The organism is Lentzea guizhouensis (assembly GCF_001701025.1).
Lineage (GTDB): Bacteria > Actinomycetota > Actinomycetes > Mycobacteriales > Pseudonocardiaceae > Lentzea > Lentzea guizhouensis.
In genome coordinates this window covers 5,792,809-5,815,517 of record NZ_CP016793.1, presented here as the reverse complement: position 1 = coordinate 5,815,517, position 22,709 = coordinate 5,792,809, and the positions used below count along the sequence as shown (strand labels likewise).

The following is a 22,709-nucleotide window of genomic DNA, read 5'->3' as shown; positions in this document are numbered from 1 at the left end:
ATCACACGACCAGGTGACGCCCGACCTCATCACACCCTCCTGGGCCGCACCCGAGCCGCGCCCGAGCCGTGCGCGACCCAGAAGAGCGAGCTACGGGCGGTCGCCCGTGTACACGCCCAGCGTGCGGAACCGCAGGCCCGGCTCCGTGTACTCCTCCATCGCGTGTGCGATCCACCCGACGATGCGGGCGATGGCGAAGATGGCCTCGCCCGCGTCCGGCGCCATCTTGTAGGTCAGGCCGAGTTGGGCCAGGGCGAGGTCGACGTTCGGGAACGTCTGCGGCTGGGTGGCGATGACCTTGTCCGCCACCAGCTCGGCGCGGGAACGCAGCACGGCCAGCAGGTGGTCGGCGCGGGGGTCGCGGTGTTGGTAGACGGCGTGGCCGAAGCCTGGGATCGGGTCGCCGGCGCGCAGGCGTTCGGCTACTGCGCCCATCGGGTCGTCGGAGGCTTGGAGGAGGAAGCGGTGGGCGATGGTGCTGGCGGTGCCGTGTTTTTGGCCTTCCATGGCGCCGAGGCCTGCTGACACCACGGCGTACGGGTGGGCGCGGGCGGAGGCGGCGACCCTGGCGGCCATGGTCGAGACGGCCAGGTCGTGGTCGGCGAGGAGGATCAGGGCCGCGTTCAGCACGTCCGGTTCTGGGGGTTCCGGGGAGAGGCGGGCCCAGAGGCGGTCGGTGATGTCGGTGCCGCGTGGGGGCTGGACCAGGGGCAGGGACTCGACCACGTCGGCGATCAGGGCCTTGGCGGTGGAGACCGCGCGGTCGAGGTCGAAGCGCAAGGGGTCGCCGGCACCCGCCAGGGCGACGGCGACGCGCACGCGGTCGGTCAGCGTGGCACTGTCGGGGAGGGCCATCCAGATCTCCTGGCCCTCGGGGAACTGGAGGCCGGTGGTGTCGATGGCGGTCCACAGCCAGTGCGCCACGTCCTCGAAGCGCTTGGTCTCGCTCAGCTGAACGGCGGAGCGGCCGCGGTAGAACAGCCGGTCGTGCTCGAGCAGGGAGATGCGGGTGCGGATGCGATCGGTCACAGCGGCCACTGCTCCGCGCGCACCAGTGCGCTGTGCCAGGGCCTCGACCTCGGCGACGTCGAACATGCTGGACCTTTTCGCCTTCCTGCTGGTCAGCAGGCCGCGGCTGACATAGGCGTACACCGTCGCCGGCTTGACGCCCAGGCGGCGGGCAGCTTGATTCGTCGTCAACATTGATTCCATCAACGTTGACTATACAAGACACGTTGACGGACTCTCTTGTCCATGTTGATTGATGCACCCAAAGGGCTTAAAGACGTCGTCGTCACCACCACCCTGATCGGGGATGTCAACGGCGCCGCGGGTTACTACCACTACCGCGAGCACGACGCGATCGAGCTGGCCAGGACCCGGTCGTTCGAGGACGTCTGGTTCCTCTTCACGGAGGGACGCCTCCCGAACGAGGAAGAAAGCGCGCTGTTCGCACAGCGGACAGCCGCTCTGCGGGAGTTGCCCGCCAGCATCAACGCGGTCCTGCCCGAGATCGCGAAATCAGGGGTCACGCCACTGGCCGGACTGCGGACGGCGCTGTCACTGCTGCCGTCGCAGCCGATGTGGGACGCACCGATGGCGTCGCGCAAGGCGGACGCGCTTCGAGTGTGTGCGGTGACCCCGACGATCCTGGCCGCACTGCACCGGCTCAAGCTCGGACTTGATCCGGTCAACCCCAGGGTTGATTTGTCAACGTCGGCGAACTGGTTGTACATGTTGACTGGACTGGAGCCGTCAACGTGGACGAGCCGTGCAGTCGAGCAGTACTTGATCGCGACGATCGACCACGGGTTCAACGCGTCCACCTTCACCGCGCGCGTGGTCGCGAGCTCGGGAGCCGACGTCGTGTCGGCGGTGACGGCGGCGATCGGCACGTTCTCCGGGCCGCTGCACGGCGGCGCGCCGGACCGGGCGCTGGAAAGCCTCGACCTGATCGGCACAAGAGACAACATCGACGCGTGGGTGCGCGAGCAGATCGAGCAGGGCAACCGGATCATGGGGTTCGGGCACGCCGTCTACAAGACGGAGGACCCGCGGGCACGGCTGCTCAAGGAGATCGCCCAGCAGCGGCCGACCCCGCTCACCGAGTTCGCCACGACGGTCGAGCAGAAGGTCACCGAGCTGCTGGCCGAGCTCAAGCCCGGCCGGCAGCTGTACGCGAACGTCGAGTTCTACGCGGGCGTGCTGATGGAGCAGTGCGGCATCCCGCGCGAGATGTTCACGCCGACGTTCGCGTGCAGCCGGGTAATCGGGTGGTGTGCCAACGCGCTCGAGCAGTCCGAGGACACGAAGATCATCCGCCCGATCGCCCGCTACACGGGTCCGCAGCCGAGGATCGAGAAGACCGGCACCAGGTGATCCGAAACAGGTGGCCGAACCGGGTGATCAAGCACCAGGTGATCAAGTGAGGTACCGGATGTCGTCGCGCACGCGGATGCGGTCGCGGTCGACGACGTCGGAGGAGCCCGCCAGGCCGGCACTGCGGTCGCGGTGCCGGTCCAGCCAGACCGAGATGACTGCCACTACCAGGACGATCGCTGCAAGAGTCATGTCAGTAAGTTTGCGACCGGCAATATCCCGCCAACAGTGGCAGATCTGACGACGCGCGCTAATATCCTGCCATGCTCCGGTCAGTGGCGGTTCCGCTCATCAACGGCGTCGCGCCGTTCGAGTTCGGCGTGCTCTGCGAGGTGTTCGGCATCGACCGGACCGAGGAGGGCGTGCCGCTGGTCGACTTCCGGGTGTGCGGCGAGCTCCCGAACCAGCCGGTGCAGACCAGCATCCCCGGCCTGACGATCACGCCGGAGCACGGTTTCGAGGCCATGCTCGACGTCGACCTCGTCGCGCTGCCGGCGGCCAAGATCCGCCAGACCTACCCGGAGAAGCTGCTCAAGACCCTGCGGGAGACCGGCGCGACGCTGCTCAGCGTCTGCAGCGGGGCGTTCATCCTGGGCGAGGCCGGCCTGCTCGACGACCGCCGCTGCACCACCCACTGGCGCGAGACCACAACCTTCAAAGAGCGGTTCCCCAAGGCGCACGTCGACCCGGACGTGCTGTTCGTCGACGACGGCAACATCATCACCAGCGCCGGCACCGCCGCGGGCATCGACGCCTGCCTGCACCTGGTCCGCCGCGAGCTCGGCACCAAGATCGCCACGACCATCGCGCGCAGGATGGTCGTCCCGCCGCAGCGCGACGGCGGTCAGCGGCAGTACGTGGAGCTCCCCATCCCCGAGTGCAGCTCGGACAGCCTCGAACCCGTGCTGGAACAGGTGCTCGACACGATCGCGGACAACCACACGGTGGCGTCGATGGCGAAGCTCGCCGTCATGTCCGAGCGGACGTTCGCCCGGCGGTTCGTCGCGGAGACCGGCACCACGCCGAACAAGTGGCTGTCACTCCAACGGGTGCTTCACGCCCGCCGGTTGCTCGAAGAGACCGACCTCGACGTCGACGCCGTCGCGACCAGGTCGGGCTTCGGCGCCGCCGCACTCCTGCGGCACCACTTCCACCGGGTCGTCGGCGTCGCACCGAGCGACTACCGCCGCACATTCGCCTGTCGTTAGGCGCGTGAAGATCTTCTCCGAGATCGTCCTCAGCGACTCGACCTCGTCCTCGCCGAGCAGGTCGAACACCAGGTGGTGCACGGTCTCGGCATGACGGGGGGCCGCCGCCTCGATCGCCGCGCGCCCCTGCTCGGTCAGCACCACGTACGAGCCGCGGCCGTCGCTGGTGCAGGCGTCGCGCGCGACCAGCCCGCGCTTCTCCATCCGCCCGATGTGGTGTGAGATGCGGCTCTTCTCCCAGTGCAGCGAGCGGGCGAGCTCGAGCACGCGGACGCGTTCCTCCGGCGTGTCGGTCAGCTGGACGAGCACGGCGAAGTCGGCCATGGAGATGTCGGAGTCAACGGCCATCTGCCTGCTCAGATGCGCGTTCAGCTCCCCTTGCATGCGGACGTAGGCACGCCACGCCCGTTGTTGTCCAGGTTCAAGCCATCGTGTCACCAGCTCAGCATACGGGAATAGTTGACACATCATCCAGGGTTGAGGCAGGGTAGATGACAGTTCAACCAACCCGAGCGACCGAAGGACTGAGCACCATGACCACGGCCACCAACCTCTCCGAACTGACCGGCGACTACGTCATCGACGTCTCGCACTCCCGCATCGGCTTCGTCGCCCGCCACGCGATGGTCACCAAGGTTCGTGGCGCGTTCAACGAGTTCGACGGCAAGATCAAGATCGACGGTGACAAGCCGGAGAACACCACGGCCGAGGTGAGCCTCAAGGTCGCGAGCATCGACACCCGCAACGCGCAGCGCGACGGCCACCTCACCACCAACGACTTCCTCGACGTCGAGACCTACCCGGAGATCAAGTTCGTCTCGACCTCCGCCAAGCAGGTCGACGCCGACAACTTCGAGATCACCGGTGACCTGACGATCAAGGACGTCACCAAGAGCATCACCATCCCGTTCGCCTTCGAGGGCGTGGCCGTCGACCCGTTCGGCAACACCCGCGTGGGCTTCGAGGGCTCGCACACCATCAACCGCAAGGACTACGGCGTCACCTGGAACGCGGCGCTGGAGACCGGCGGCGTGCTGGTCAGCGAGAAGGTCGTCCTGGAGTTCGAGATCTCCGCGATCAAGCAGGCCTGACGACGGCCACCGGGCACGGGGCGTGGTAGATCAGGGCCTGCGAGGTGGACCCGAGCAGCATCCCGGCGAAACCGCCACGCCCCCGTGAACCCACCACCAGCAGTGCGGCGCGTTCCCCCAGCTCCACCAGCAGGGGGACCGGCCGCTCCCCCACCACCCGCTGCTCGACCTCCACGTCCGGGTACTTCTCCACCCACCCGGCCAGCCGCGTCGACAGCAGCGACGACTGCTCGTCCAGGTGCGCCAGCGCGGCCACCAGCGGCACCCGAGCGGCGGCCGCCTCCTCGAACCCGAATCCCAGCGCCGGGTCCGACTCGGGGGACAGGTCGACACCCACGACCACGGGCCCGTCGTGCACGCCGCCACGCACAACTACTACGGGACACTCACCGTGCTGCGACAACGCCACGGCAGTAGAACCCACCAACGCACCGGTGAACCCGCCCAGGCCGTGTGATCCCACCACGACCTCACGCGCGCGTCGCGACTCCTCGATCAGCACGGGCGTCGGGTGTTCCATTCGCAGATCGTGTTCCACGGCAACGTCAGGCGCTTCCGTTCGTGCGACAGCCACGGCTTGAGAAAGCCACATCCGCCCTTGGTCGTACATCGCGGATCTGAGCTCACGCGCCGATGAGATGACTTCGGGATAACCACGCGTCGGCAACGTGTACGCGTGCACCAGCCGCAACGGCGCCGAGTGCAGCGCGCAGGCCCGCGCGGCCCACGCCACGGCCGTGAGCGCGGACGAGGAACCGTCGACGCCGACCACCACCGGAAGTCCGCTCATGATCCCAACGTATGCCCGATCGGCGTAGCGGGCCGCGTGCCGTTGGTCCCCTCCTGGCAGGGACTTTGGGCTACCGTGGCCGGATGGCGACGCGCGTTTTCCTCGTCGACGACCACGAGATCGTCCGCCGCGGCATCGCGGACCTGCTCGGCGAGGAGTCCGACCTGGAGGTGGTCGGTGACGCCGCGTCGGTCGCGGAGGCACTGGCCAAGGTGCCGGGCTCCCAGGCCGACGTGGCGGTGCTCGACATCCGCCTGCCCGACGGCAACGGCATCGAGCTGTGCCGCGAGCTGCGCAACCGCCTGCCGGGCCTGCAGTGCCTGATGCTCACCAGCTTCGCCGACGACGAGGCCCTGTTCGACGCGATCATGGCGGGCGCCTCCGGCTTCGTGCTGAAGCAGATCCTGGGCGCCGACCTCGTCAACGCGGTCCGCACGGTCGCCGCCGGCCAGTCGCTGCTCGACGCCCGCACCACCAGCGCCCTGCTCAACCGCATCCGCCGCGAACGCGAGGAGGGCGACCCGCTGCGCATGCTCAGCGAGCAGGAGCGCACGGTCCTCGACCTCATCGGCGAGGGCCTCACGAACCGCCAGATCGCCGAGCGGATGTTCCTCGCCGAGAAGACGGTCAAGAACTACGTCTCGCACCTGCTGGCGAAGCTCGGCATGCAGCGCCGCACGCAGGCCGCGGTGTTCGCGTCGCAGTTCCGCAGGGACGGCGAGAGGCCCCGCTGACGCCGGTCAGCTCAACGGAACCCGCCACACCACGCACGCGCCGCCACCCTCGGTCCCCCGCACCGCGAACGTCCCGCCGAACTGCGCCGCCCGGTGCGCCAGGTTGCGCAGCCCACTGCGCGCCACGTCCGGTGGCATGCCGATCCCGTTGTCCTGCACGGTGACCACCACGTCCTCGCCCGCGTCGATCAGCACGGTCAGCTCGGTGGCCTCGGCGTGCCGGACCGCGTTCGTCACGGCCTCGCGCACCACCGCCTCGACGTGTTCGGCGAGCTCGGGTGGCACGGAGTTGTCGACGGTGCCGGACATCCGCACGGCCGGTGACAGGTGGGTGGACTCGGTCAGGCCGGCCACCAGGTCGAGCAGGCGGCGGCGCAGTGAGGTGTTGTCGGTGGAGTGCAGGTCGAAGATCGAGGTGCGGATCTCGCGCACGGTCTCGTCGAGCTGTTCGACGGCGGTGCGCAGGCGGGCGGCGACCTCGGGTTCGGTGATGCGGCGCATGGTGGCCTGCAGGGTGAGGCCGGTGACGAACAGCCGCTGGATCACGTGGTCGTGCAGGTCGCGGGCAATTCGGTCGCGGTCCTCCAGCACGTAGAGCAGCCGCTGCGAGCGTTGCTGCTCGGCGAACTCCAGCGCCACCGCGGCCTGGTCGGCGAACGAGGCGAGCATCGGGACCTGGTCGGGCATGAACCGCGACTCACCGCCGCGGCGCAGCACCACCAGCGCACCGGTGACCAGCGAGCCTGAGCGCAGCGGGACGGCCAGCGCCGGGCCGAACGCCGAACCCACGTCGTCGGCCAGCAGCGGCAGGCCGGAGCGGATCACCTCGTCGACGGGGTGGGCGGCGGGGTCGAAGCCGTCGAGCTTCGCGCCCGCGTGCGCCGCCACCGTGACCGGTGTGTGCTGGCCGTCACCGAGCACCACCAGGGCCGAGTCGGCTGCGGCCAGCTCGACGGTCCGCTGGGTGATCAGGCGCAGCGCGTACTCGCCGGACGCGCCGCCGAGCAGCTCGGAGTTGACCTCGCCGATCGCCTCCAGCCACCGCTCGCGCATCCGCGACCGCTCGAACAGCCTGGCGTTGTCGATCGCGATGCCCGCGGCGGCCGCCAGTGCCTGCAGCACGGCCTCGTCGTCGGAGGTGAACTCGGCGGCGTCGATCTTCTCGGTCATGTAGAGGTTGCCGAACACCTCGTCGCGCACCCGCACGGGCACGCCGAGGAAGCTGTGCATCGGCGGGTGGTTCGGCGGGAAGCCGACCGACATGTCGTGCCCGGCGAGGTCGCGCAGCCGCAGCGGGGTCGGGTCCTTGATCAGCAGTCCGAGCAGGCCCTTGCCCTCCGGCAGGTGCCCCATCGTCGCGCTCGTCCGTTCGTCGACTCCCACGTAGACGAACTCGGCCAGGTCGTCGCGCGTCCCCAGCACACCCAGTGCGCCGTAACGGGCGCCGACCAGGTCGACGGCGGCCTGCACGATGCGCTCCAGCGTCGACTCCAGCTCCAGCCCGGACGCCACCGCGAGCACCGCGCCGAGCAGCTCCTGCATGTGGTCACGGGTGGTGACGATCTCGTCCATGCGGTCACGCACCTCGTCGAGCAGCTCGTCGAGGTCTCGGCGGCCGGGAGGCGTGGACACGGCGATCAGCGTCGCACACATCAGGCCATCGCACGGCCCTGGCAAGTGGGGACCTTTGACCATGTTCGCACCGCCGCCGCGACCGGACAGTGGTGGGCATGACCGTCGTCGTGCCCGACTCACTCGGACTCGCGGGTGAGGACGTGCGCGGTGTCCTCGCGCTCGCGACCTCCTCCACACCACAGGTGCGGTTCCAGGTGCGTCCCGAGCAGATCGAGCTGCACACGAGCACGCGCAGCCGCGAGGACCGGCTGGCCTGCGGGAAGGCGCTGCTGAACGTCCGGCTGGCGCTGCAGGCCCGCGGCATCCGCCCACTGGTGACGCTGCTGCCCGGCCCGAGCGCGCACAACGCCGCCGCGGCCGTGCGGCTGGCGGCACCAGGCACCCGACCCGGACGTGCTGGCGCTGCTGCACGCCGTGCGCGCGCACCGTCGCACGTGGACGACCTTCCCCGAGGTCGGCGCCTGGCGCGGGCTGCTGTCGCGGGCCGCGGAGGTCGAACGCGCGTGGCTGCACGTGACGGCGGACTCGCCCGACCTGGTGCTGTGCACGTTCAACCAGGGCGCGGCAGCCGAGATCCGTGCGGGACAAGCGGTGCAGCGGGTCGTGCTGACGGCGGCGACCGTCGGCGCGGTGGTCGCTCCCGTGCAGCACCCGGTGAGCCTGTCCGCGTTGCGCGCGGACCTGCGCCCGTGCCTCGGCAACACGCTGGTGCCGCAGGTGGTCCTGCGGCTGGGCACGGGGTGACCGTGCCCGTCCCGTGCCGCGCGGGGGTCTTGCCCGCGGCACGGGACGGGCGCGAACCGGGGTCGGTCTAGCGCGACAGCACCGCCCTCCACAGCACCCGAGCGAGCTCGGGGTGGCAGATGTCGTTGTGGGCGCCCGCGATCCCGTCGACGCGCCGGATCACCGACGAGCAGTCGACGTTGTGCACCTGTCCCCTGGTCAGCTCGCCGACGGCACCGACGCGGTGGCCGTGCGCGTAGGTGCCCTGCACACCGTGCGCGCCGATGCCGCCGTACTTCGGGTACTCGTCGAGGTCGAGCTGCCGGCCCGACCGCGCGGCCAGCGGGTAGAACCGGCCGATCGCGTGGTCGTGCGTCGAGGTCGTGACGATGATCGGGCCGGGCACCCTGCCGAGCACACCGCGGAAGTAGCCGGCGCCCGGTTCACCCGGCAGCCGTTCCGCGAACGACCACAGCGACATCGCGCCCTGCACGAGGGTCAGCGTCGCCGGCGGCACCACGGACGCCATCGCGGTCGCGGTGATGCAGCCGAAGCTGTGGCCCATCAGGTGGACCCGCGCGTTCGGTGCCGCCTGGGCCACCTCGCGCGCGATCCTGGCCGCGCCGCTCTCGCCGAACACCCGCGCCCGCCGCTTCATCTTCCAGAACGTCAGGATCCGCAGCGGCGACAGGATCCCGCCGAGCGCCGGGTCCTCCAGGCAGGCCCGGTAGAGCTGCTGCGGGTCGAACGGCGTGCCGTCCTCGCCGGGCAGGTCCGGGATCGAGCCCTCCAGGTAGACGTAGGCCTCCTTGACCGCGGGCGACATCCGGCACGGGTGTCGCAGCGCCGCCTCGACGATCGTGCGCACCGCTGCCGTGCGCGCGGCTCCACCGCCGAGTCTCGCGGCCGACGCCCTGACGAACTCCTCGGAACGCACGTCCTCGTCGCCCCACGCCTTCGACGGCCAGTGCAGGCCGACGAGGAGCGACTTGAAACCACCGGGAAGCCGGTGTGCCGCTTCACGTTCCGCTCGGCAGGCGGCCATCGTCGCGACCCACTGCCCGTAGTGGTGCCGGGCGGCGGGAACGTCGCCGTTCCACCCGTGCACGAAGAAGAAGACATCGGTGACACCGGCGCGGGCGTCACGTATGACGTCCGCGCTGTCGTGCCCCCGCTCGTTGCCGGTCTCGTCGAAACAGACGAGGTGATAGCTGATGTCGTGGCCTGGTACGGATTCTCGGGACATCGCGGATCACCACCACACAAAAAAGCGCACCCTTGTCCACTCATCGGAACCGGAGCGGCTCATGTGTAGCCCCCGCGAGCAGGAAAACCCGTTCGGACCAGGGGATTCGCTCAGTCGCCAGCCCGGTTGCGCCGGTAGTGTCGTGCGGCGCGGACCCGGTTGCCGCAGCCCGGTGAACACCACTCCCGCCGCGGGTGGTCCTTCACGAAGTAGAGCACACAGCCTGGCGCGTAACAGGCTCGCAGCTGCACGTGCTGCTCGCCGGTGAGGAGCTCGACCGCCTCGGCGGCGATCGAGGCCAGCGCGCGGTCCGCCGGCGAGCCCTCGCCTTCGTTGTGCCGCACCAGTTTTCCGTCCTCTTCCACGATCTGCGGCCACTCGGTCGCGCGTCTGGCGGCGAGGTTGAGGTCCTGGACCGCCCTGGCGAGATCGCGGTTCTGGGCGACCGCACGCGTGTCCTGGGTGAGCACGGCGGCGAGGTCGCGCAGGGCCTGGCGCAGCGTGCGGAACGCCCGCAGGTCGTCCTCCCCCGCCGGGAAGCCGAGGAACTCGTTCAGCCCAGCGACGGTCGTCAGGTCGTCGTGCACCTGCGACCGGCTCGCCCAGATCGTGTTCATGAGCAGCACCGGACGCGGCTCGTCGGGGGTCAACACAGCCTAACGGTAACACGTGCTTGCATCCGTTAGTGCGATGTTTAACGTTTGCAACGCAATTCAACCGTTGGAAAGGACGCACGCCGTGAGCCTCGTGCCACCGTTCGACGCCGACACCGCCCGTCAGAAGGTGCAGGCCGCGCAGGACGCCTGGAACACCCGCGACCCCCACCGCGTAGCGCGCGCCTACACACCGGACTCGGTGTGGCGCAACCGGTCCGAGTTCGTTCGCGGCACCGACGAGATCGTGGCGTTCCTGACCCGCAAGTGGGAGCGCGAGCACGAGTATGTGCTGCGCAAGTCGCTGTGGGCGTTCGGCGACGACCGAATCGCCGTGCGGTTCCAGTACGAGTGGCACGACGACGAGGGCCAGTGGTGGCGCAGCTACGGCAACGAGAACTGGGAGTTCGCGCCGTCCGGTCTGATGGCGCGGCGCGAGGCGAGCATCAACGACGTGCGGATCGCCGTCGCGGACCGGCGCATCGACCCCTTGTCGACCTACGAGATCCCGACGGAGTAGCGATGTACGTCAAGGCGTTGTGGCGATACCCGGTGAAGTCGCTGGGTGGCGAGGAGCTCCGGCAGGCCACCTTCACCTCCGACGGCGTGGAGGGCGACCGGCTCGTGCACGTGCAGGGCCCGCGCGGGGTTCTGACCGGCCGCACCCGGTACGGCCTGCTGACGATCCCGGCGACCACGGGCCCTGATGGCCCGCTGGTCGACGGACATCCCTGGGACAGCCGGCAGGCCCACGAGAAGGTGCTCCCGTTCGGCGGCCGGCTGACCGCGTACACCGGGCCGGAGCGGTTCGACGTGCTCAACGTGCTGGTCGCCACGGACGGTCAGGTGGCGGCGGCCGGGGTGGACGTGCGGCGGCTGCGGCCCACCATCCTGATCGGCGGCGTCGAGGCCGGTGAGGAGGAGACCTGGCCGGGGCACGCGCTCGTGGTCGGTGACGTGGTGATCGGGATGTACCAGCAGCGGGCGCGGTGCGTGGTCACGACGATCGACCCGGACACCGGGGCGCAGGACCTGGACGTGCACCGGCGGATCCGGAACGAGTTCGGCGGCGTGCTGTGCCTCGACAGCTGGGTGGTGCGGCCGGGTGTGGTGGACGTGGGTGACGCGGTGGAGCTGGTGCCGACCGACGAGCTGCCCAACCGGGTGGGAGGGTGGATCGTCGGCCGGCCCTATGCCGTGTGACTGCCGTGTGACTAGATGTTGCGCCGGTACTGCCCGCCCACCTCGAAGAACGCCTCGGTGATCTGCCCGAGCGTGCACACCCGTGCCGCGTCCATCAGCACGGCGAACACGTTCTCGTTGGTCTGCGCGACCTCCCGCAGCCGGGCCAGCGCCTTCTGGGCCTCGTCGCGGTGCGCCGCCTGGTACGCGCGGGTCCGCTCGACCTGCGACTCCTTCTCCTCCTCGGTGGCGCGCGCGAGCTCGATCTTCACGACCTCGCGGGTGCCGTCCTCCGGCAGGAAGGTGTTGACGCCGATCAACGGCAGCGAGCCGTCGTGCTTGCGCTGTTCGTAGAGCATCGACTCGTCCTGGATGCGGCCGCGCTGGTAGCCGGTCTCCATCGCGCCGAGGACGCCGCCGCGTTCGGAGATGCGGTCGAACTCCATCAGCACGGCCTCTTCGACGAGGTCGGTCAGCTCGTCGATGACGAACGAGCCCTGCAGCGGGTTCTCGTTCGCGGACAGGCCCCACTCCTTGTTGATGATCATCTGGATGGCCATCGCACGGCGCACGGACGACTCGGTCGGGGTGGTGATGGCCTCGTCGTAGGCGTTGGTGTGCAAGGAGTTGCAGTTGTCGTACAGCGCACACAGGGCCTGCAGCGTGGTGCGGATGTCGTTGAAGTCCATCTCCTGCGCGTGCAGCGAGCGGCCCGAGGTCTGCACGTGGTACTTGAACTTCTGCGACCGTTCCGCGGCGCCGTAGCGGTCGCGCATGGCCACGGCCCAGATCCTCCGCGCCACGCGGCCGATGACGCTGTACTCGGCGTCCATGCCGTTGGAGAAGAAGAACGACAGGTTCGGCGCGAAGTCGTCGATGTTCATGCCGCGCGCGAGGTACGACTCGACGTAGGTGAACCCGTTGGCGAGCGTGAACGCGAGCTGGCTGATGGGGTTCGCCCCGGCCTCGGCGATGTGGTAGCCCGAGATCGACACCGAGTAGAAGTTGCGCACCTGCTGCTGGATGAACCACTCCTGGATGTCCGCCATCATGCGCAGCGAGAACTCCGTGGAGAAGATGCAGGTGTTCTGGCCCTGGTCCTCCTTGAGGATGTCGGCCTGCACGGTGCCGCGGACGTTGGCCAGCGCGAAGGCCCGCAGCGTCGCGTACTCCTCCGCGGACGGCTCGCGGTCGTGCTCCGCCTTGAACCTGTCGACCTGCTGGTCGATCACCGTGTTCAGGAAGTACGCGAGGATCGTCGGCGCCGGGCCGTTGATCGTCATCGACACCGACGTCGTCGGCGCGACCAGGTCGAAGCCGTCGTAGAGCGCCTTCATGTCGTCCAGCGACGCGATGGAGACGCCGGAGGTGCCGATCTTGCCGTAGACGTCCGGCGGGGTGTCGGGGTCGCGGCCGTAGAGCGTCACCGAGTCGAACGCGGTCGACAGGCGGGTGGCCGGGTTGCCCTTCGACAGGTACTTGAAGCGGCGGTTGGTGCGGAACGCGTCCCCCTCGCCCGCGAACATGCGGGCCGGGTCCTCGCCCTCGCGCTTGAACGGGAAGACGCCCGCGGTGTACGGGAAGAAGCCCGGCAGGTTCTCCTTGCGCAGGAACCTCAGCAGCGAGCCCTCGTCGTCGTGGCGGGGCAGGCTGACCCGGCGGACCTGGTTGCCGGACAACGTCTCCCGCGTCAGCCTGGTGTGGATCTCCTTGTCCCGCACCGTGAACACGAGCTCGTCACCGCTGTACTGCTCACGCGTCCGCTCCCAGCCGCTCAGCAGGTCCGCCGTGTCGCGGTCGACCTTCCGCTCGGCGTCGGAGGCGAGCTCGGCGATGTCGGACACGGCCTTCCCGGCTGTCTCCAACGCCTTCCGCGCGGCGGTGAGCTGGGTGTGCGCGCGGACCGCGGCGACCTGCTCGTCGGTCTTGCGGTGGTAGCCGCGCACGGTGTCGGCGATGTCGGAGAGGTAGCGCGCACGAGACGCCGGCACGACCGTCGAGGCACTGGTCGACGTCTTGCCGGAGACCGGTGCGAGCGCGCCTTCCTCGACGTGCAGTCCGTGTTCCACGAGGCCGTCGCGCAGGAACTGGTAGAGCGCCGTGACGCCGTCGTCGTTGAACGTCGCGGCAGACGTGCCGTACACCGGCATGTCCTCCCACTTCGCCCCGAACGCCTCGCGGTTGCGCACCATCTGCCGCGCCACGTCCCTGCGCGCGTCCTCGGCACCGCGGCGCTCGAACTTGTTGATCGCCACGGCGTCCGCGTAGTCGAGCATGTCGATCTTCTCCAGCTGCGACGCGGCACCGAACTCCGGCGTCATCACGTACAGCGAGAAGTCCACGAACGGCACGATCGCCGCGTCACCCTGACCGATACCGGGCGTCTCGACGATGACCAGGTCGGCGCCAGAGGCCTTGCACGCCACGATGGCCTGCTCCAGGCCGTCCGGGAGCTCGCTGCCCGCACGGCGCGTGGCGAGCGAGCGGAAGAAGATCCTGTTGCCATCCAGGCAGTTCATCCGGATCCGGTCGCCGAGCAGCGCGCCACCGCCACGGCGCCGGGTCGGGTCGACCGCGAGCACGGCGATGCGCAGCTTGTCCTGCTGGTCGAGGCGGAACCGGCGCACCAGCTCGTCGGTCAGCGAGGACTTGCCGGAACCACCGGTGCCCGTGATGCCGAGCACCGGCACCTTGCGGGTGGTTTCCAAGGGCTCGGCCGTGCCGGCCTCGATATGCGTGATCGCCCGCGCCAGCGCGTCGTCCGCGCCGGTCAGCAACGCGTCGTGGCTGAACGGACCGGTCAGCGCGTGGTCGCACTCCTCGATCATCAGGTTGATCATGCGGGCGAGCCCGAGCGTCTGCCCGTCCTGCGGCGAGAAGATCCGCGCGACCCCGCGGGAGTGCAGCAGCTCGATCTCCTCGGGCACGATGACGCCGCCACCGCCGCCGTAGACCCGGATGTGCCCGGCGCCGCGCTCGTTCAGCAGCTCGACCAGGTACGAGAAGTACTCGACGTGCCCGCCCTGGTAGGCGCTGATGGCGATGCCCTGCGCGTCCTCCTGGATCGCCGCGTTCACGACCTCCGCCACCGACCGGTTGTGCCCGAGGTGGATGACCTCCGCACCCTGCGACTGCAGGATGCGTCGCATGATGTTGATGGCCGCGTCGTGGCCGTCGAAGAGGCTGGACGCGGTCACGAAGCGCACCGGGTTGACCGGCTTGTGCAACGCGGGCGCGGGGGACGTCCCAGAAGACGGCATCGTCATGAGAATAGTTTGACTTCCTACTATTGGACGTGCAACCGAGGGTGGCCCAGGTCTCTGTATCGAGCCCGAAACCCGCACCTGGAACTGTCCACCGGACGCCTCGACCGGGACTTGGCAGGTGGTTGCGCCACAAGTGGTCCATCCGGTCACCGTCGCGTCATCACGCCGATCAGGCTCGTGAGGCTGTCCTGGCCGTGCCCGGCGGCGACACCGCGGCGGAAGACCTCCAGCACGGCGGCGGGCAACGTCGGGTCCACGCCCGCCGCCTCGGTGGTGCGCAGCACGTGCTCGACGCTCGCGGCGCCCATCGACACCCGGTCGACGTCACCCCCGTGGTTCCCCGCGGTGATGCGCGGCGCGTAGAACTCCAGGAAGTACTTGAGGTCCATGGTCTTCACCGCGTGCGGCAGGAACTCCCGCGCCGAGATCCCGTTGGCCTGCGCGACCGCCTGACCGTGCAGGTAGCCGGCCAGCGCCGTCCAGAACATGTCGATCCCGATCTGGTAGTACAGCGGTGCCAGGCCGTGGTCCTCGCCGAGGTGGTCGATCCCGGTCAGCACCTCAAGGGTCTGCCGGTGCGCCTCGATCGCCGCCGCGGGACCGCTGTAGTACGTCGTCGCGTCCGGTGTGCCGATGGCGGGCGGCGGCACCTGCACCCCGCCCGTGATCGGCACGGCTCCCCGTTCGGCCAGCCACGCGGCCTTCACCCGGGCCCGGTCCGGCGTGTCGGACGTGAGGTTCACCAGCACGCGCCCGTCGAACGGCCTCCGGCACCTGCGCCAGCACGGCGTCCACCGCGTCGTAGTCGATCAGGCTCAGCACCACCACCTCGGCCGCGGTGACCGCCTCCTCGACGGACGCGGCCCAGCGCGCACCCCGTTCCACCAGCTCGTCCGCCCTGCTCGGGGTGCGGTTCCACACCGTCACCTCATAACCCGCCTTGAGGTAGGCACCGGTCATGGCCTGTCCCATCGGACCCAGACCGAGCACGCTCACCGACGTCATCTGCTTCCTCCTAAAACGATCGCTCTATTTAGTGAGGCGAACGCTAGCACGCGCTAAAACGAACGCTCTACTCAGTAAGCTGGCGGTCATGGGCACTCGGCACGACATCGGCACCAGGGAGCGGATCGTCCGCACGACCTCGCGCCTGCTGCAGCGGCAGGGCTACGAGGCGACCGGGCTCAAGCAGATCTGCCAGGAGGCCGAGGTCGTGCTGGGCTCCGTCTACCACTTCTTCCCCGGCGGCAAGCGGGAGCTCGGGGTCGAGGCGGTCGGTCACGGCGAGCGCGAGTTCGCCGAGTTCCTGCGTGACGCGTTCGCCGCCGACGACGACCCGGCCGAGGCGGTCGTCGCCCTCTGCCGCCGGCTCGCCGCGGACCTGCGCGACTCCGACTGGCTCGACGGCTGCCCGGTCACCACCGTGGCACTGGAGAGCGCGGGCCGGGAGCCCGAGCTGCAGCAGGCGGCCGAGCAGGCGTATGAGAACTGGCGCGGGCAGGTGCGGGCGGCGCTGGAACGCGCCGGGTTCGGCGCGGATGCCGCCGACCTCGCCCACACCGTGATCAACCTGCTGGAGGGGGCCGAGCTGGCGGCGCAGGTCTCGCGGAGCACCGCGCCGCTGGAGATCGCCGGACGGCATCTCGCCTTGTTGATGAGCGCCTACCGGACCAGCGCCCGGACCAGGCGCCGGACGTGGAGCAGGACCTGAGCCACGGCGTGCTCGCGCCGCAAGGCCGTCCGACGGGATCGGCTACCGCGCGGCTCCCCATTCGTGGGCCAGCGCGGCCGCCTCTCCCCGTGAGCCGACGCCCAGCTTCTCCAGGATGTTCGCCACGTGGAACTTCACCGTGGACTCGCTGATGTGCAGCTCCGCGGCGATGTCGCGGTTGCGCCGGCCGCGGGCGAGCTGAGCCAGCACCTCCAGCTCCCGCGCGCCCAGCACGGTCAGCGGGTCCTCGCGCGGTGTCTCGGGTGGGCCGAGCGGCACCTCGACCGTCACCGTCGTGCCCCAGCCGGGGACCGCGTCCACCTCCACCGTCCCGCCGAGCGGGCCGAGGCGCTCGGGGACGCGGCGTTCGTCGAGGGCGCCGCAGGACAGGGTGCCGGGGCCGTCGTCGCGGACGGTCGCCTTCAGCACCGTGGCCACGACCTTCCAGCCGATGTGGACGCGGTGCACGCCGCGCTGTTCGTCCAGCATCGCGTGCACGGTGGAACGGACGACCGCGGCGGCGGTGGAGGCGACCTCGGTCGGCACGACCCGGTCGGCACCCTCCTCGGCGCCGGGGGTGCCGAGGTCGAGGCGCACGTCGCGGCGCGCAGCACCGGCGCAGCGACTCGGCGAGGCGGGCGAAGGCGTCGCCGGCGCGTTCCTCGGTGAGCGACCGTTCCAGCTCGGCGCGGGACCGCAGGTCGGCCAGCGCGGAGACGGCGAGGTCCACGGCCCGCTCGCGAGCCGCTGCGTCGTCCACCGCACGGTCACGCAGCACACCGAGCAACGAGGTCAGCGCGGTGCCGTAGGCGTCGCCGAGGTCGGAGATGGTGGTGGCCCGCGCCGCCGCGGCCGCCCTGGACACCGCGAGCGTCGCGGGCACGGCCTCGTTGCGCAGACCCTCCATGTGCGCGGTCACCAGGTCCCACAACGCGAGCGCGGGTGCCAGCGCCTCGTCCGGCACGGGCGTGTCCTCGGTGCGCAGGAACACCAGCAACGCGTTCGGTTCGCTGACGGCACTGGCGAGCACGACCACGGAGACCTCCTCTCCGGCGATCACCGCGCGCCCCTGCCAGGTCCCCCGTCCCGCAACGAGCGGCCGCAGCGCGGCGAGGTCGCCGATCGTGACCGCCGGGCCCGGTGACCGGCCGCGGAACTTGAACGGCGCGAACGAGCAGTTCGACAGCTCGGCGACCGCCTGGTGGGAGATCGTCCCGGCGAACGCGGCGGACATCCGCGGCAGCGTCTCGCCCAGCGGCGCCTGGATCACCTCGACGGCCGTCACCAGGTCCATGGCCCGAGCCTAGCCCGCCCCGACGGGTCACCGGCTGGTCCTTCGGACAGGTGGAACTGGCCGAAGGACCGGTTCGAACACCGTGATCACTGGCTAGGGTTGACATGTCAACCAACCTGAGGAGCGCACGATGAAGGCGATCACCTACACCGAGTTCGGCGGCCCCGAGGTCCTCCGCTTGCAGGAAGTCGAGGAGCCGCACGCCGGACCGGGACAGGTGCGGCTGAAGGTCGTGGCCGCGGCGGTCAACCCGCTGGACCACAAGATCCGCAACGGCTGGATGCCACCGATGACGCCACCGTTCCCGGTGACGCCCGGCCTGGAGGCGGCGGGGGTGGTCGACGAGGTCGGTGAGGGCGTCACCGGGGTGTCGGTGGGCGACGAGGTCCTCGGCTGGACCGTCACCGGCGCCTACGCGGAGTACGCGCTGGCCGGCGAGTTCGCGCACAAGCCGGAGGGCCTCGACTGGGACACGGCCGCCGCACTGCCCACGGCCGTCGAAACCTCGGTCCGCGTGCTCGAGGCCCTGGAGGTCAGGTCCGGCGACACGCTCCTGCTGCACGGCGCCGCGGGTGTGGTGGGCGCCGTCGCGGTCCAGCTCGCGGTGGCCGCCGGTGCCACGGTCATCGGCACCGCCTCGCCGGCCAACCACGACTACCTGCGCTCGCTCGGCGCCACCCCGGTCGCCTACGGCACCGGCCTCGCCGACCGGGTGCGCGAGGTGGCACCGAACGGCGTGGACGCGGTGTTCGACGCGGCCGGTCAGGGCGACCTGCCGGTGTCGGTGGAGCTGCGCGGCGGCACCGACCGGATCATCACCATCGCCGACGCGCGGGCAGGTGAGCTGGGCGTGACGTTCTCGGGCGGCGGGGCGCCGTTCGGTGCCCGGCTCGGTGAGTACGCGCGCCTCGCCGCTGACGGGAAGCTCGCGGTGCGGATCGCGGACACGCTGCCGCTGGCGGATGCGGCCAAGGCGCAGGAGCTGAGTGCGAGCGGGCACGCGGCGGGGAAGATCCTGCTGCGCCCGTAGGGGGAGGTGGCCGGGACGAGGCGGATGCGGCAAGGCGGACGCGGCAAGGCGAATGCGGCAAGGCGAATGCGGCAAGCGGCCAAGGCGAGGCGGACGCGCCGAGGCGAGGCGGCGGGAGCGGCATCCCTGGGAGAGGCCACCCAGAGGAGGCCGCCGAGAGGAGGCCGCCCAGGCGAAGGGGCGTGAGTAAGGCGCGGTGAGGGAGGCGCGGTGAAGCCGCCGAGGCCAGGCGGCCACGGCGAGGCCGCGACGGCGAGACGGCCGAGGCGAAGCAGCCGGGGTCAAGCAGCCAGCGCGAAGCAGCCAGAGCGAAGCAGCCCCGAACGTGCTGAGCAACCCCTTCAGTGCGCGGCGGCCTCCTCTGCAACCGGCCCCCCGGCCCCGGCCCGCCCGGCAGCAGCTCCGGCACCAACCCTGCCCCCGGCACCAGCCCGCTGACCTGCTCCGCCGTCGGCTGACGCGGCACGACGGGCGCGTACCTGCCGGTCGTCACCTGCCGCGCCACCGCAGCCAGCTCGTCCGCCGCCCGCGTCCGGCTCGGCCTGCCGCAGGTGGTCCACGGCACGGGCGAGCAACAGTTCCGCCTGCTGCTCACACCACCTGCGGCCACCGGCCTCCTGCACCGCGGGCCTGCTCGGCCGGACTGCCGGTCAGCGTGGCGCCGGCGGCGAGTGCGGCGGCCACCGGCAAGGTGCGGCGGTCGTGGGCGAGGTCGTCGTACAGCGGGCGGCCGGACAGCGCTGGGCCGCCCCAGATCGCCAGGACGTCGTCGACGTGCCTGCGGGCCAGGCCGATGTCGTCGCCGAAGTCCCTGAGGTGGTCGGCCTGGGTCCTGGTCGCGCCGGCGGCCAGTGCACCGAGCTCACAGGCGCAGGCCGGCAGCGACGCGTGTTTGGCCGCCGCGACGCCCAGGTGCTCGGACAGCTCGACGGCGCCGGTGCGCTCCTCCATCTCGATCTCCTGCACGTAACCGTCCACAACGGACAGCAGTGCGACGTTGAGCGCCATCGCCTGGGACTTGGTCGAACGCGCGAAAGCCAGGGACAGGAGGGCCTCTGCCGCGGAGACGACCCGGTTGTCGCCGAACTCCACCCACGCGCTCGGCTGGTGGTCGCGGCTGACCGCGCGGGTCATCAGGTCGGCGTGCAGCTGGTCGTGCGCCTGCGCGAGCTCCACCGCCACGGCCACCTCGACCGCTTCGTCCGCACCGCCGAGGGCCTGCGCGGCGAGCAGGGCCAGGGCGGAGACGAGGAAGTCGTGTCGTGCCAGGTGGTGGTCGACGACCTCGCGGGTCTCCTCCGGCAGCGTCGCGACCGCGGCCGTCAGCGGCGCCTCGACCACGGACCGGCACCAGGCCAGCACTTCCTGGGTGGACCGCGGCGGCGCGACCACGTCGGTGCTCGTCATGGTCAGACGCTAAACCCGCGGCTGACCGGCGAAAGGGCGGCGCCACTGTCGTGTTGAAGAGAGGCACGATCCGGCGAGCGGGACTACGTTGATGTTGAACGGGTTGTTGTCGTCATCACCCGACCGTGACCATCGTTTTCCTGAGGGGCTGAACGTGCGCTACACCAAGCTCGCCGGCATGGACGTGTCGGAGATCTGTCTCGGCATGATGAGCTACGGCGATCCGTCGCTGGGCACGCATCCGTGGTCGATGCCGGAGGAGGAGGCCCGGCCGTTCATCAAGAACGCGCTCGAGGCCGGCGTGAACTTCTTCGACACCGCGAACGTCTACTCCGCCGGCTCGTCGGAGGAGTTCACCGGTCGCGCGTTGAAGGACTTCGCCCGCCGCGACGAGATCGTGCTCGCCACCAAGGTCAACGGCCGCATGCAGCCCGGCCCGAACGGTGCGGGCCTGTCCCGCAAGGCGATCTTCGCCGAGATCGACAACTCGCTGCGCCGGCTCGGCACCGACTACGTCGACCTCTACCAGATCCACCGCTTCGACTCCTCCGTGCCGCTGGAGGAGACGCTCGAAGCGCTGCACGACGTCGTGAAGTCCGGCAAGGCCCGCTACCTCGGCGCCTCGTCGATGTTCGCGTGGCAGTTCTCCAAGGCCTTGTACACGCAGCAGCTGAACGGCTGGACGAAGTTCGTCTCGATGCAGAACCACTACAACCTCCTCTACCGCGAGGAGGAGCGCGAGATGCTGCCGCTGTGCGCGGACCAAGGCATCGCGGTGATCCCGTGGAGCCCGCTGGCCCGCGGCCGGCTCACCCGCGACTGGGACGCCACGACCGCGCGGGCCGAGACCGACGAGTTCGGTTCGACCCTGTACGTCGAGTCGGACCGGGAGATCGTCGAGCAGGTGGCCGCGGTCGCCGCCGCCCGTGGTGTGTCACGGGCGCAGGTGGCGCTGGCGTGGCTGCACTGCAACCCGGTGGTGACGGCGCCGATCGTCGGCGTGACGAAGCCCGCGCACCTGGACGACGCGGTGGCGTCGGTGGAGGTGGAGCTCACCGACGACGAGGTCCGGTCGCTGGAGCAGGCCTACCAGCCGCACCGCATCGCCGGGCACAGCTGACCGCGCGGGGCCGCCGGCATTCCCGCCGGCGGCCCCGCCGAACGCACCTCACACGAAGGCGCTCTCCCCCGTGATCGCCTTGCCCACGATCAGCGTGTTCATCTCCCGCGTGCCCTCGAACGAGTAGATCGCCTCCGCGTCGGCGAAGAACCGGGCCACGTCGTGCTCCAGCACGATCCCGTTGCCGCCGAAGATCTCCCGCGCCCACGCCACGACCTCCCGCATCCGGGCGGTCACGAACGCCTTGGCCAGCGACGAGTGCTCGTCCTGGAAGATGCCGGCGTCCTGCAGGCGGGCGAGCTGCACGAGCATGCCCCAGCAGGCGGTGATGTTGCCGAGCGACTTCACCAGCAGGTCCTGCACCAGCTGGAACCCGGCGATCGGACGGCCGAACTGCTTGCGCTCACGGGCGTAGGCGAGCGCGGCCTCGTACGCGCCGATCATCACGCCCAGTGCCTGCCAGGCGACGCCGCCGCGGGTGGCGCGCAGGATCTCGGCGACGTCGCGGAACGAGTTGATGTTCTGCAGCCGGTTCTCCTCCGGCACGCGCACGTCGGTCAGGGTGATCTCGGCGTTCTCGACGATCCGGAACGCGATCTTGCCCTCGATCTTCGCCGCGGTGAAGCCGGGCGTGCCCTTCTCGACCACGAAACCCTTGACCTGGTTGTCGTCGAGGTCGCGGGCCCACACGACCACGTAGTCGGCGAAGGTGGCGTTGCCGATCCACTTCTTGGCGCCGTTGAGCACCCACGTGTCGCCGTCGCGCTTCGCCGTGGTGCGCATGCCGCCGGCCACGTCGGAGCCGCCGAGGGGTTCGGTCATCGCGAACGCGCCGATCTTGTCCATCGCGGCCATCGCGGGCAGCCACCGGTCGCGCTGCTCCTGCGAACCCCCGGAGTAGATCGAGTACATCGCCAGTCCGTTGTGGACACCGAAGAACGTGGCGACCGACGCGTCGGTGCGCGTCAGCTCCATCGCCAGCATGCCGGTCAGCAGGTTGCTGACGGCGGCGGGGTGCTCGCCGTAGCCCTCGTACGACAGCGCGGTCAGGCCGGCGCCGCGGAACTTGTCGATCAGCTCGTGCGGGAACTCGCCGCGCGCCCAGTACTCGTTCACGAGCGGCTTGACCTCGGTGGCCATGAACTCGCGGGCGTGCAGCAGGATCTTGCGCTCCTCGTCGTCGAGCAGCGCCTCGTAGTCGTAGAAGTCGGCGACGAGCTGGTCCTCGATGCGCTCCATG

Annotated in this window: 23 protein-coding genes and 2 pseudogenes; 11 read left to right on the top strand and 14 right to left on the bottom strand. The window is 70.2% G+C overall.

Going from position 1 to position 22,709, the window contains the following annotated elements:
- Nucleotides 1-90: 90 nt before the first annotated feature.
- On the bottom strand, nt 91-1,212 hold the full coding sequence (locus BBK82_RS28560) for a citrate synthase (protein ID WP_065917754.1): 1,122 nt from the start codon (nt 1,210-1,212) through the stop codon (nt 91-93).
- 42 nt (nt 1,213-1,254) lie between these two features.
- Here BBK82_RS28560 and BBK82_RS28555 point away from each other — a divergent pair, with 42 nt between their 5' ends.
- Nucleotides 1,255-2,379, top strand: coding sequence for a citrate synthase/methylcitrate synthase (locus BBK82_RS28555; protein ID WP_065917753.1), 1,125 nt, complete (start codon nt 1,255-1,257; stop codon nt 2,377-2,379).
- Nucleotides 2,380-2,421: 42 nt separating this feature from the next.
- Here the strand turns inward: BBK82_RS28555 and BBK82_RS50640 are convergent, their stop codons facing one another.
- Complete coding sequence (locus BBK82_RS50640) at nt 2,422-2,571, bottom strand: hypothetical protein (protein WP_154697554.1); 150 nt, start codon at nt 2,569-2,571, stop codon at nt 2,422-2,424.
- A gap of 71 nt (nt 2,572-2,642) precedes the next feature.
- Between BBK82_RS50640 and BBK82_RS54460 the strand changes: the two genes are divergently transcribed.
- Entirely contained in the window at nt 2,643-3,587 is a 945-nt protein-coding gene (locus BBK82_RS54460) for a GlxA family transcriptional regulator (RefSeq protein WP_065917752.1), read from the top strand.
- 213 nt (nt 3,588-3,800) lie between these two features.
- Here the strand turns inward: BBK82_RS54460 and BBK82_RS56375 are convergent.
- Nucleotides 3,801-3,911 (bottom strand): annotated as a pseudogene (locus tag BBK82_RS56375) (MarR family transcriptional regulator); the annotation flags it as partial.
- A 209-nt stretch (nt 3,912-4,120) separates the two neighbouring features.
- Here BBK82_RS56375 and BBK82_RS28545 point away from each other — a divergent pair.
- Nucleotides 4,121-4,678: a YceI family protein gene (locus tag BBK82_RS28545; protein ID WP_065917751.1), complete on the top strand. Its 558-nt coding sequence runs from the start codon at nt 4,121-4,123 to the stop codon at nt 4,676-4,678.
- Here BBK82_RS28545 and BBK82_RS28540 read toward each other — a convergent pair.
- Nucleotides 4,665-5,468 carry a universal stress protein gene (locus BBK82_RS28540; protein ID WP_065917750.1) on the bottom strand — a complete coding sequence of 268 codons (804 nt, stop codon included), beginning with the start codon at nt 5,466-5,468 and terminating at the stop codon, nt 4,665-4,667. The genes BBK82_RS28545 and BBK82_RS28540 overlap by 14 nt on opposite strands.
- A gap of 83 nt (nt 5,469-5,551) precedes the next feature.
- Here BBK82_RS28540 and BBK82_RS28535 point away from each other — a divergent pair, with 83 nt between their 5' ends.
- Nucleotides 5,552-6,202 (top strand): response regulator, encoded by a 651-nt coding sequence (locus tag BBK82_RS28535; RefSeq protein ID WP_065917749.1) that lies wholly within the window; start codon nt 5,552-5,554, stop codon nt 6,200-6,202.
- 6 nt (nt 6,203-6,208) lie between these two features.
- Here the strand turns inward: BBK82_RS28535 and BBK82_RS28530 are convergent, their stop codons facing one another.
- Together BBK82_RS28530 and BBK82_RS28525 are read right to left on the bottom strand one after the other, a co-directional pair.
- Entirely contained in the window at nt 6,209-7,855 is a 1,647-nt protein-coding gene (locus BBK82_RS28530; RefSeq protein ID WP_065917748.1) for a sensor histidine kinase, read from the bottom strand.
- Nucleotides 7,856-7,953: 98 nt separating this feature from the next.
- The gene (locus BBK82_RS28525) at nt 7,954-8,181 is read right to left on the bottom strand and encodes a hypothetical protein (RefSeq protein ID WP_065917747.1); all 228 of its coding nucleotides are present in this window, start codon (nt 8,179-8,181) and stop codon (nt 7,954-7,956) included.
- Between the two features lie 49 nt (nt 8,182-8,230).
- On the opposite strand from BBK82_RS28525, the gene BBK82_RS28520 reads away from it, so the two are divergent.
- Nucleotides 8,231-8,581 carry a hypothetical protein gene (locus tag BBK82_RS28520; RefSeq protein WP_065917746.1) on the top strand — a complete coding sequence of 117 codons (351 nt, stop codon included), beginning with the start codon at nt 8,231-8,233 and terminating at the stop codon, nt 8,579-8,581.
- A gap of 67 nt (nt 8,582-8,648) precedes the next feature.
- On the opposite strand, the gene BBK82_RS28515 is transcribed toward BBK82_RS28520, so the two are convergent.
- Together BBK82_RS28515 and BBK82_RS54455 are read right to left on the bottom strand one after the other, a co-directional pair.
- On the bottom strand, nt 8,649-9,806 hold the full coding sequence (locus BBK82_RS28515) for a hypothetical protein (protein WP_065917745.1): 1,158 nt from the start codon (nt 9,804-9,806) through the stop codon (nt 8,649-8,651).
- Nucleotides 9,807-9,916: 110 nt separating this feature from the next.
- The gene (locus BBK82_RS54455; protein WP_154697553.1) at nt 9,917-10,459 is read right to left on the bottom strand and encodes a CGNR zinc finger domain-containing protein; all 543 of its coding nucleotides are present in this window, start codon (nt 10,457-10,459) and stop codon (nt 9,917-9,919) included.
- A gap of 85 nt (nt 10,460-10,544) precedes the next feature.
- Here BBK82_RS54455 and BBK82_RS28505 point away from each other — a divergent pair, with 85 nt between their 5' ends.
- Nucleotides 10,545-10,979 (top strand): nuclear transport factor 2 family protein, encoded by a 435-nt coding sequence (locus BBK82_RS28505; RefSeq protein ID WP_237047626.1) that lies wholly within the window; start codon nt 10,545-10,547, stop codon nt 10,977-10,979.
- 2 nt (nt 10,980-10,981) lie between these two features.
- Complete coding sequence (locus tag BBK82_RS28500; protein WP_065917743.1) at nt 10,982-11,662, top strand: MOSC domain-containing protein; 681 nt, start codon at nt 10,982-10,984, stop codon at nt 11,660-11,662.
- Between the two features lie 11 nt (nt 11,663-11,673).
- On the opposite strand, the gene icmF is transcribed toward BBK82_RS28500, so the two are convergent.
- From icmF to BBK82_RS56815, 3 genes and pseudogenes are all read right to left on the bottom strand, one after another.
- Nucleotides 11,674-14,901: a fused isobutyryl-CoA mutase/GTPase IcmF gene (gene icmF / locus BBK82_RS28495; protein ID WP_065921422.1), complete on the bottom strand. Its 3,228-nt coding sequence runs from the start codon at nt 14,899-14,901 to the stop codon at nt 11,674-11,676.
- 152 nt (nt 14,902-15,053) lie between these two features.
- Nucleotides 15,054-15,656: an imine reductase family protein gene (locus BBK82_RS52825; protein WP_237047625.1), complete on the bottom strand. Its 603-nt coding sequence runs from the start codon at nt 15,654-15,656 to the stop codon at nt 15,054-15,056.
- Nucleotides 15,657-15,708: 52 nt separating this feature from the next.
- Nucleotides 15,709-15,867 (bottom strand): annotated as a pseudogene (locus tag BBK82_RS56815) (NAD(P)-binding domain-containing protein); the annotation flags it as partial.
- Nucleotides 15,868-16,000: 133 nt separating this feature from the next.
- Here BBK82_RS56815 and BBK82_RS28485 point away from each other — a divergent pair.
- Nucleotides 16,001-16,618: a TetR/AcrR family transcriptional regulator gene (locus tag BBK82_RS28485; RefSeq protein ID WP_065917742.1), complete on the top strand. Its 618-nt coding sequence runs from the start codon at nt 16,001-16,003 to the stop codon at nt 16,616-16,618.
- A 42-nt stretch (nt 16,619-16,660) separates the two neighbouring features.
- Here BBK82_RS28485 and BBK82_RS56115 read toward each other — a convergent pair whose 3' ends face one another.
- Nucleotides 16,661-17,389, bottom strand: coding sequence for a helix-turn-helix transcriptional regulator (locus tag BBK82_RS56115; protein ID WP_269466109.1), 729 nt, complete (start codon nt 17,387-17,389; stop codon nt 16,661-16,663).
- 56 nt (nt 17,390-17,445) lie between these two features.
- Here BBK82_RS56115 and BBK82_RS50630 point away from each other — a divergent pair, with 56 nt between their 5' ends.
- Nucleotides 17,446-17,925, top strand: a complete 480-nt coding sequence (locus BBK82_RS50630; protein ID WP_154697552.1) for a hypothetical protein — start codon at nt 17,446-17,448, stop codon at nt 17,923-17,925.
- A 117-nt stretch (nt 17,926-18,042) separates the two neighbouring features.
- Nucleotides 18,043-18,942 (top strand): NADP-dependent oxidoreductase, encoded by a 900-nt coding sequence (locus BBK82_RS28475; protein WP_065917741.1) that lies wholly within the window; start codon nt 18,043-18,045, stop codon nt 18,940-18,942.
- A gap of 591 nt (nt 18,943-19,533) precedes the next feature.
- Here BBK82_RS28475 and BBK82_RS28470 read toward each other — a convergent pair.
- On the bottom strand, nt 19,534-20,349 hold the full coding sequence (locus BBK82_RS28470; protein ID WP_065917740.1) for a polyprenyl synthetase family protein: 816 nt from the start codon (nt 20,347-20,349) through the stop codon (nt 19,534-19,536).
- 154 nt (nt 20,350-20,503) lie between these two features.
- Between BBK82_RS28470 and BBK82_RS28465 the strand changes: the two genes are divergently transcribed.
- Entirely contained in the window at nt 20,504-21,469 is a 966-nt protein-coding gene (locus BBK82_RS28465) for an aldo/keto reductase (RefSeq protein WP_065917739.1), read from the top strand.
- A 48-nt stretch (nt 21,470-21,517) separates the two neighbouring features.
- On the opposite strand, the gene BBK82_RS28460 is transcribed toward BBK82_RS28465, so the two are convergent.
- A complete protein-coding gene (locus BBK82_RS28460; RefSeq protein WP_065917738.1) occupies nt 21,518-22,708 on the bottom strand; it encodes an acyl-CoA dehydrogenase family protein in 1,191 nt (396 codons plus the stop codon).
- Nucleotide 22,709 lies beyond the last annotated feature (1 nt).

Coding starts and splice junctions, on each gene's coding strand:
- BBK82_RS28545 (WP_065917751.1), top strand. CDS start 4,121: ATGACCACGGCCACCAACCTCTCCGAACTGACCGGCGACTACGTCATC.
- BBK82_RS28555 (WP_065917753.1), top strand. CDS start 1,255: ATGTTGATTGATGCACCCAAAGGGCTTAAAGACGTCGTCGTCACCACC.
- BBK82_RS54460 (WP_065917752.1), top strand. CDS start 2,643: ATGCTCCGGTCAGTGGCGGTTCCGCTCATCAACGGCGTCGCGCCGTTC.
- BBK82_RS50640 (WP_154697554.1), bottom strand. CDS start 2,571: ATGACTCTTGCAGCGATCGTCCTGGTAGTGGCAGTCATCTCGGTCTGG.
- BBK82_RS28500 (WP_065917743.1), top strand. CDS start 10,982: ATGTACGTCAAGGCGTTGTGGCGATACCCGGTGAAGTCGCTGGGTGGC.
- BBK82_RS28460 (WP_065917738.1), bottom strand. CDS start 22,708: ATGGAGCGCATCGAGGACCAGCTCGTCGCCGACTTCTACGACTACGAG.
- BBK82_RS50630 (WP_154697552.1), top strand. CDS start 17,446: ATGGTGGTGGCCCGCGCCGCCGCGGCCGCCCTGGACACCGCGAGCGTC.
- BBK82_RS28535 (WP_065917749.1), top strand. CDS start 5,552: ATGGCGACGCGCGTTTTCCTCGTCGACGACCACGAGATCGTCCGCCGC.
- BBK82_RS28475 (WP_065917741.1), top strand. CDS start 18,043: ATGAAGGCGATCACCTACACCGAGTTCGGCGGCCCCGAGGTCCTCCGC.
- icmF (WP_065921422.1), bottom strand. CDS start 14,901: ATGCCGTCTTCTGGGACGTCCCCCGCGCCCGCGTTGCACAAGCCGGTC.
- BBK82_RS28560 (WP_065917754.1), bottom strand. CDS start 1,212: ATGGAATCAATGTTGACGACGAATCAAGCTGCCCGCCGCCTGGGCGTC.
- BBK82_RS28540 (WP_065917750.1), bottom strand. CDS start 5,468: ATGAGCGGACTTCCGGTGGTGGTCGGCGTCGACGGTTCCTCGTCCGCG.
- BBK82_RS28530 (WP_065917748.1), bottom strand. CDS start 7,855: ATGTGTGCGACGCTGATCGCCGTGTCCACGCCTCCCGGCCGCCGAGAC.
- BBK82_RS28515 (WP_065917745.1), bottom strand. CDS start 9,806: ATGTCCCGAGAATCCGTACCAGGCCACGACATCAGCTATCACCTCGTC.
- BBK82_RS28485 (WP_065917742.1), top strand. CDS start 16,001: ATGGGCACTCGGCACGACATCGGCACCAGGGAGCGGATCGTCCGCACG.
- BBK82_RS28470 (WP_065917740.1), bottom strand. CDS start 20,349: ATGACGAGCACCGACGTGGTCGCGCCGCCGCGGTCCACCCAGGAAGTG.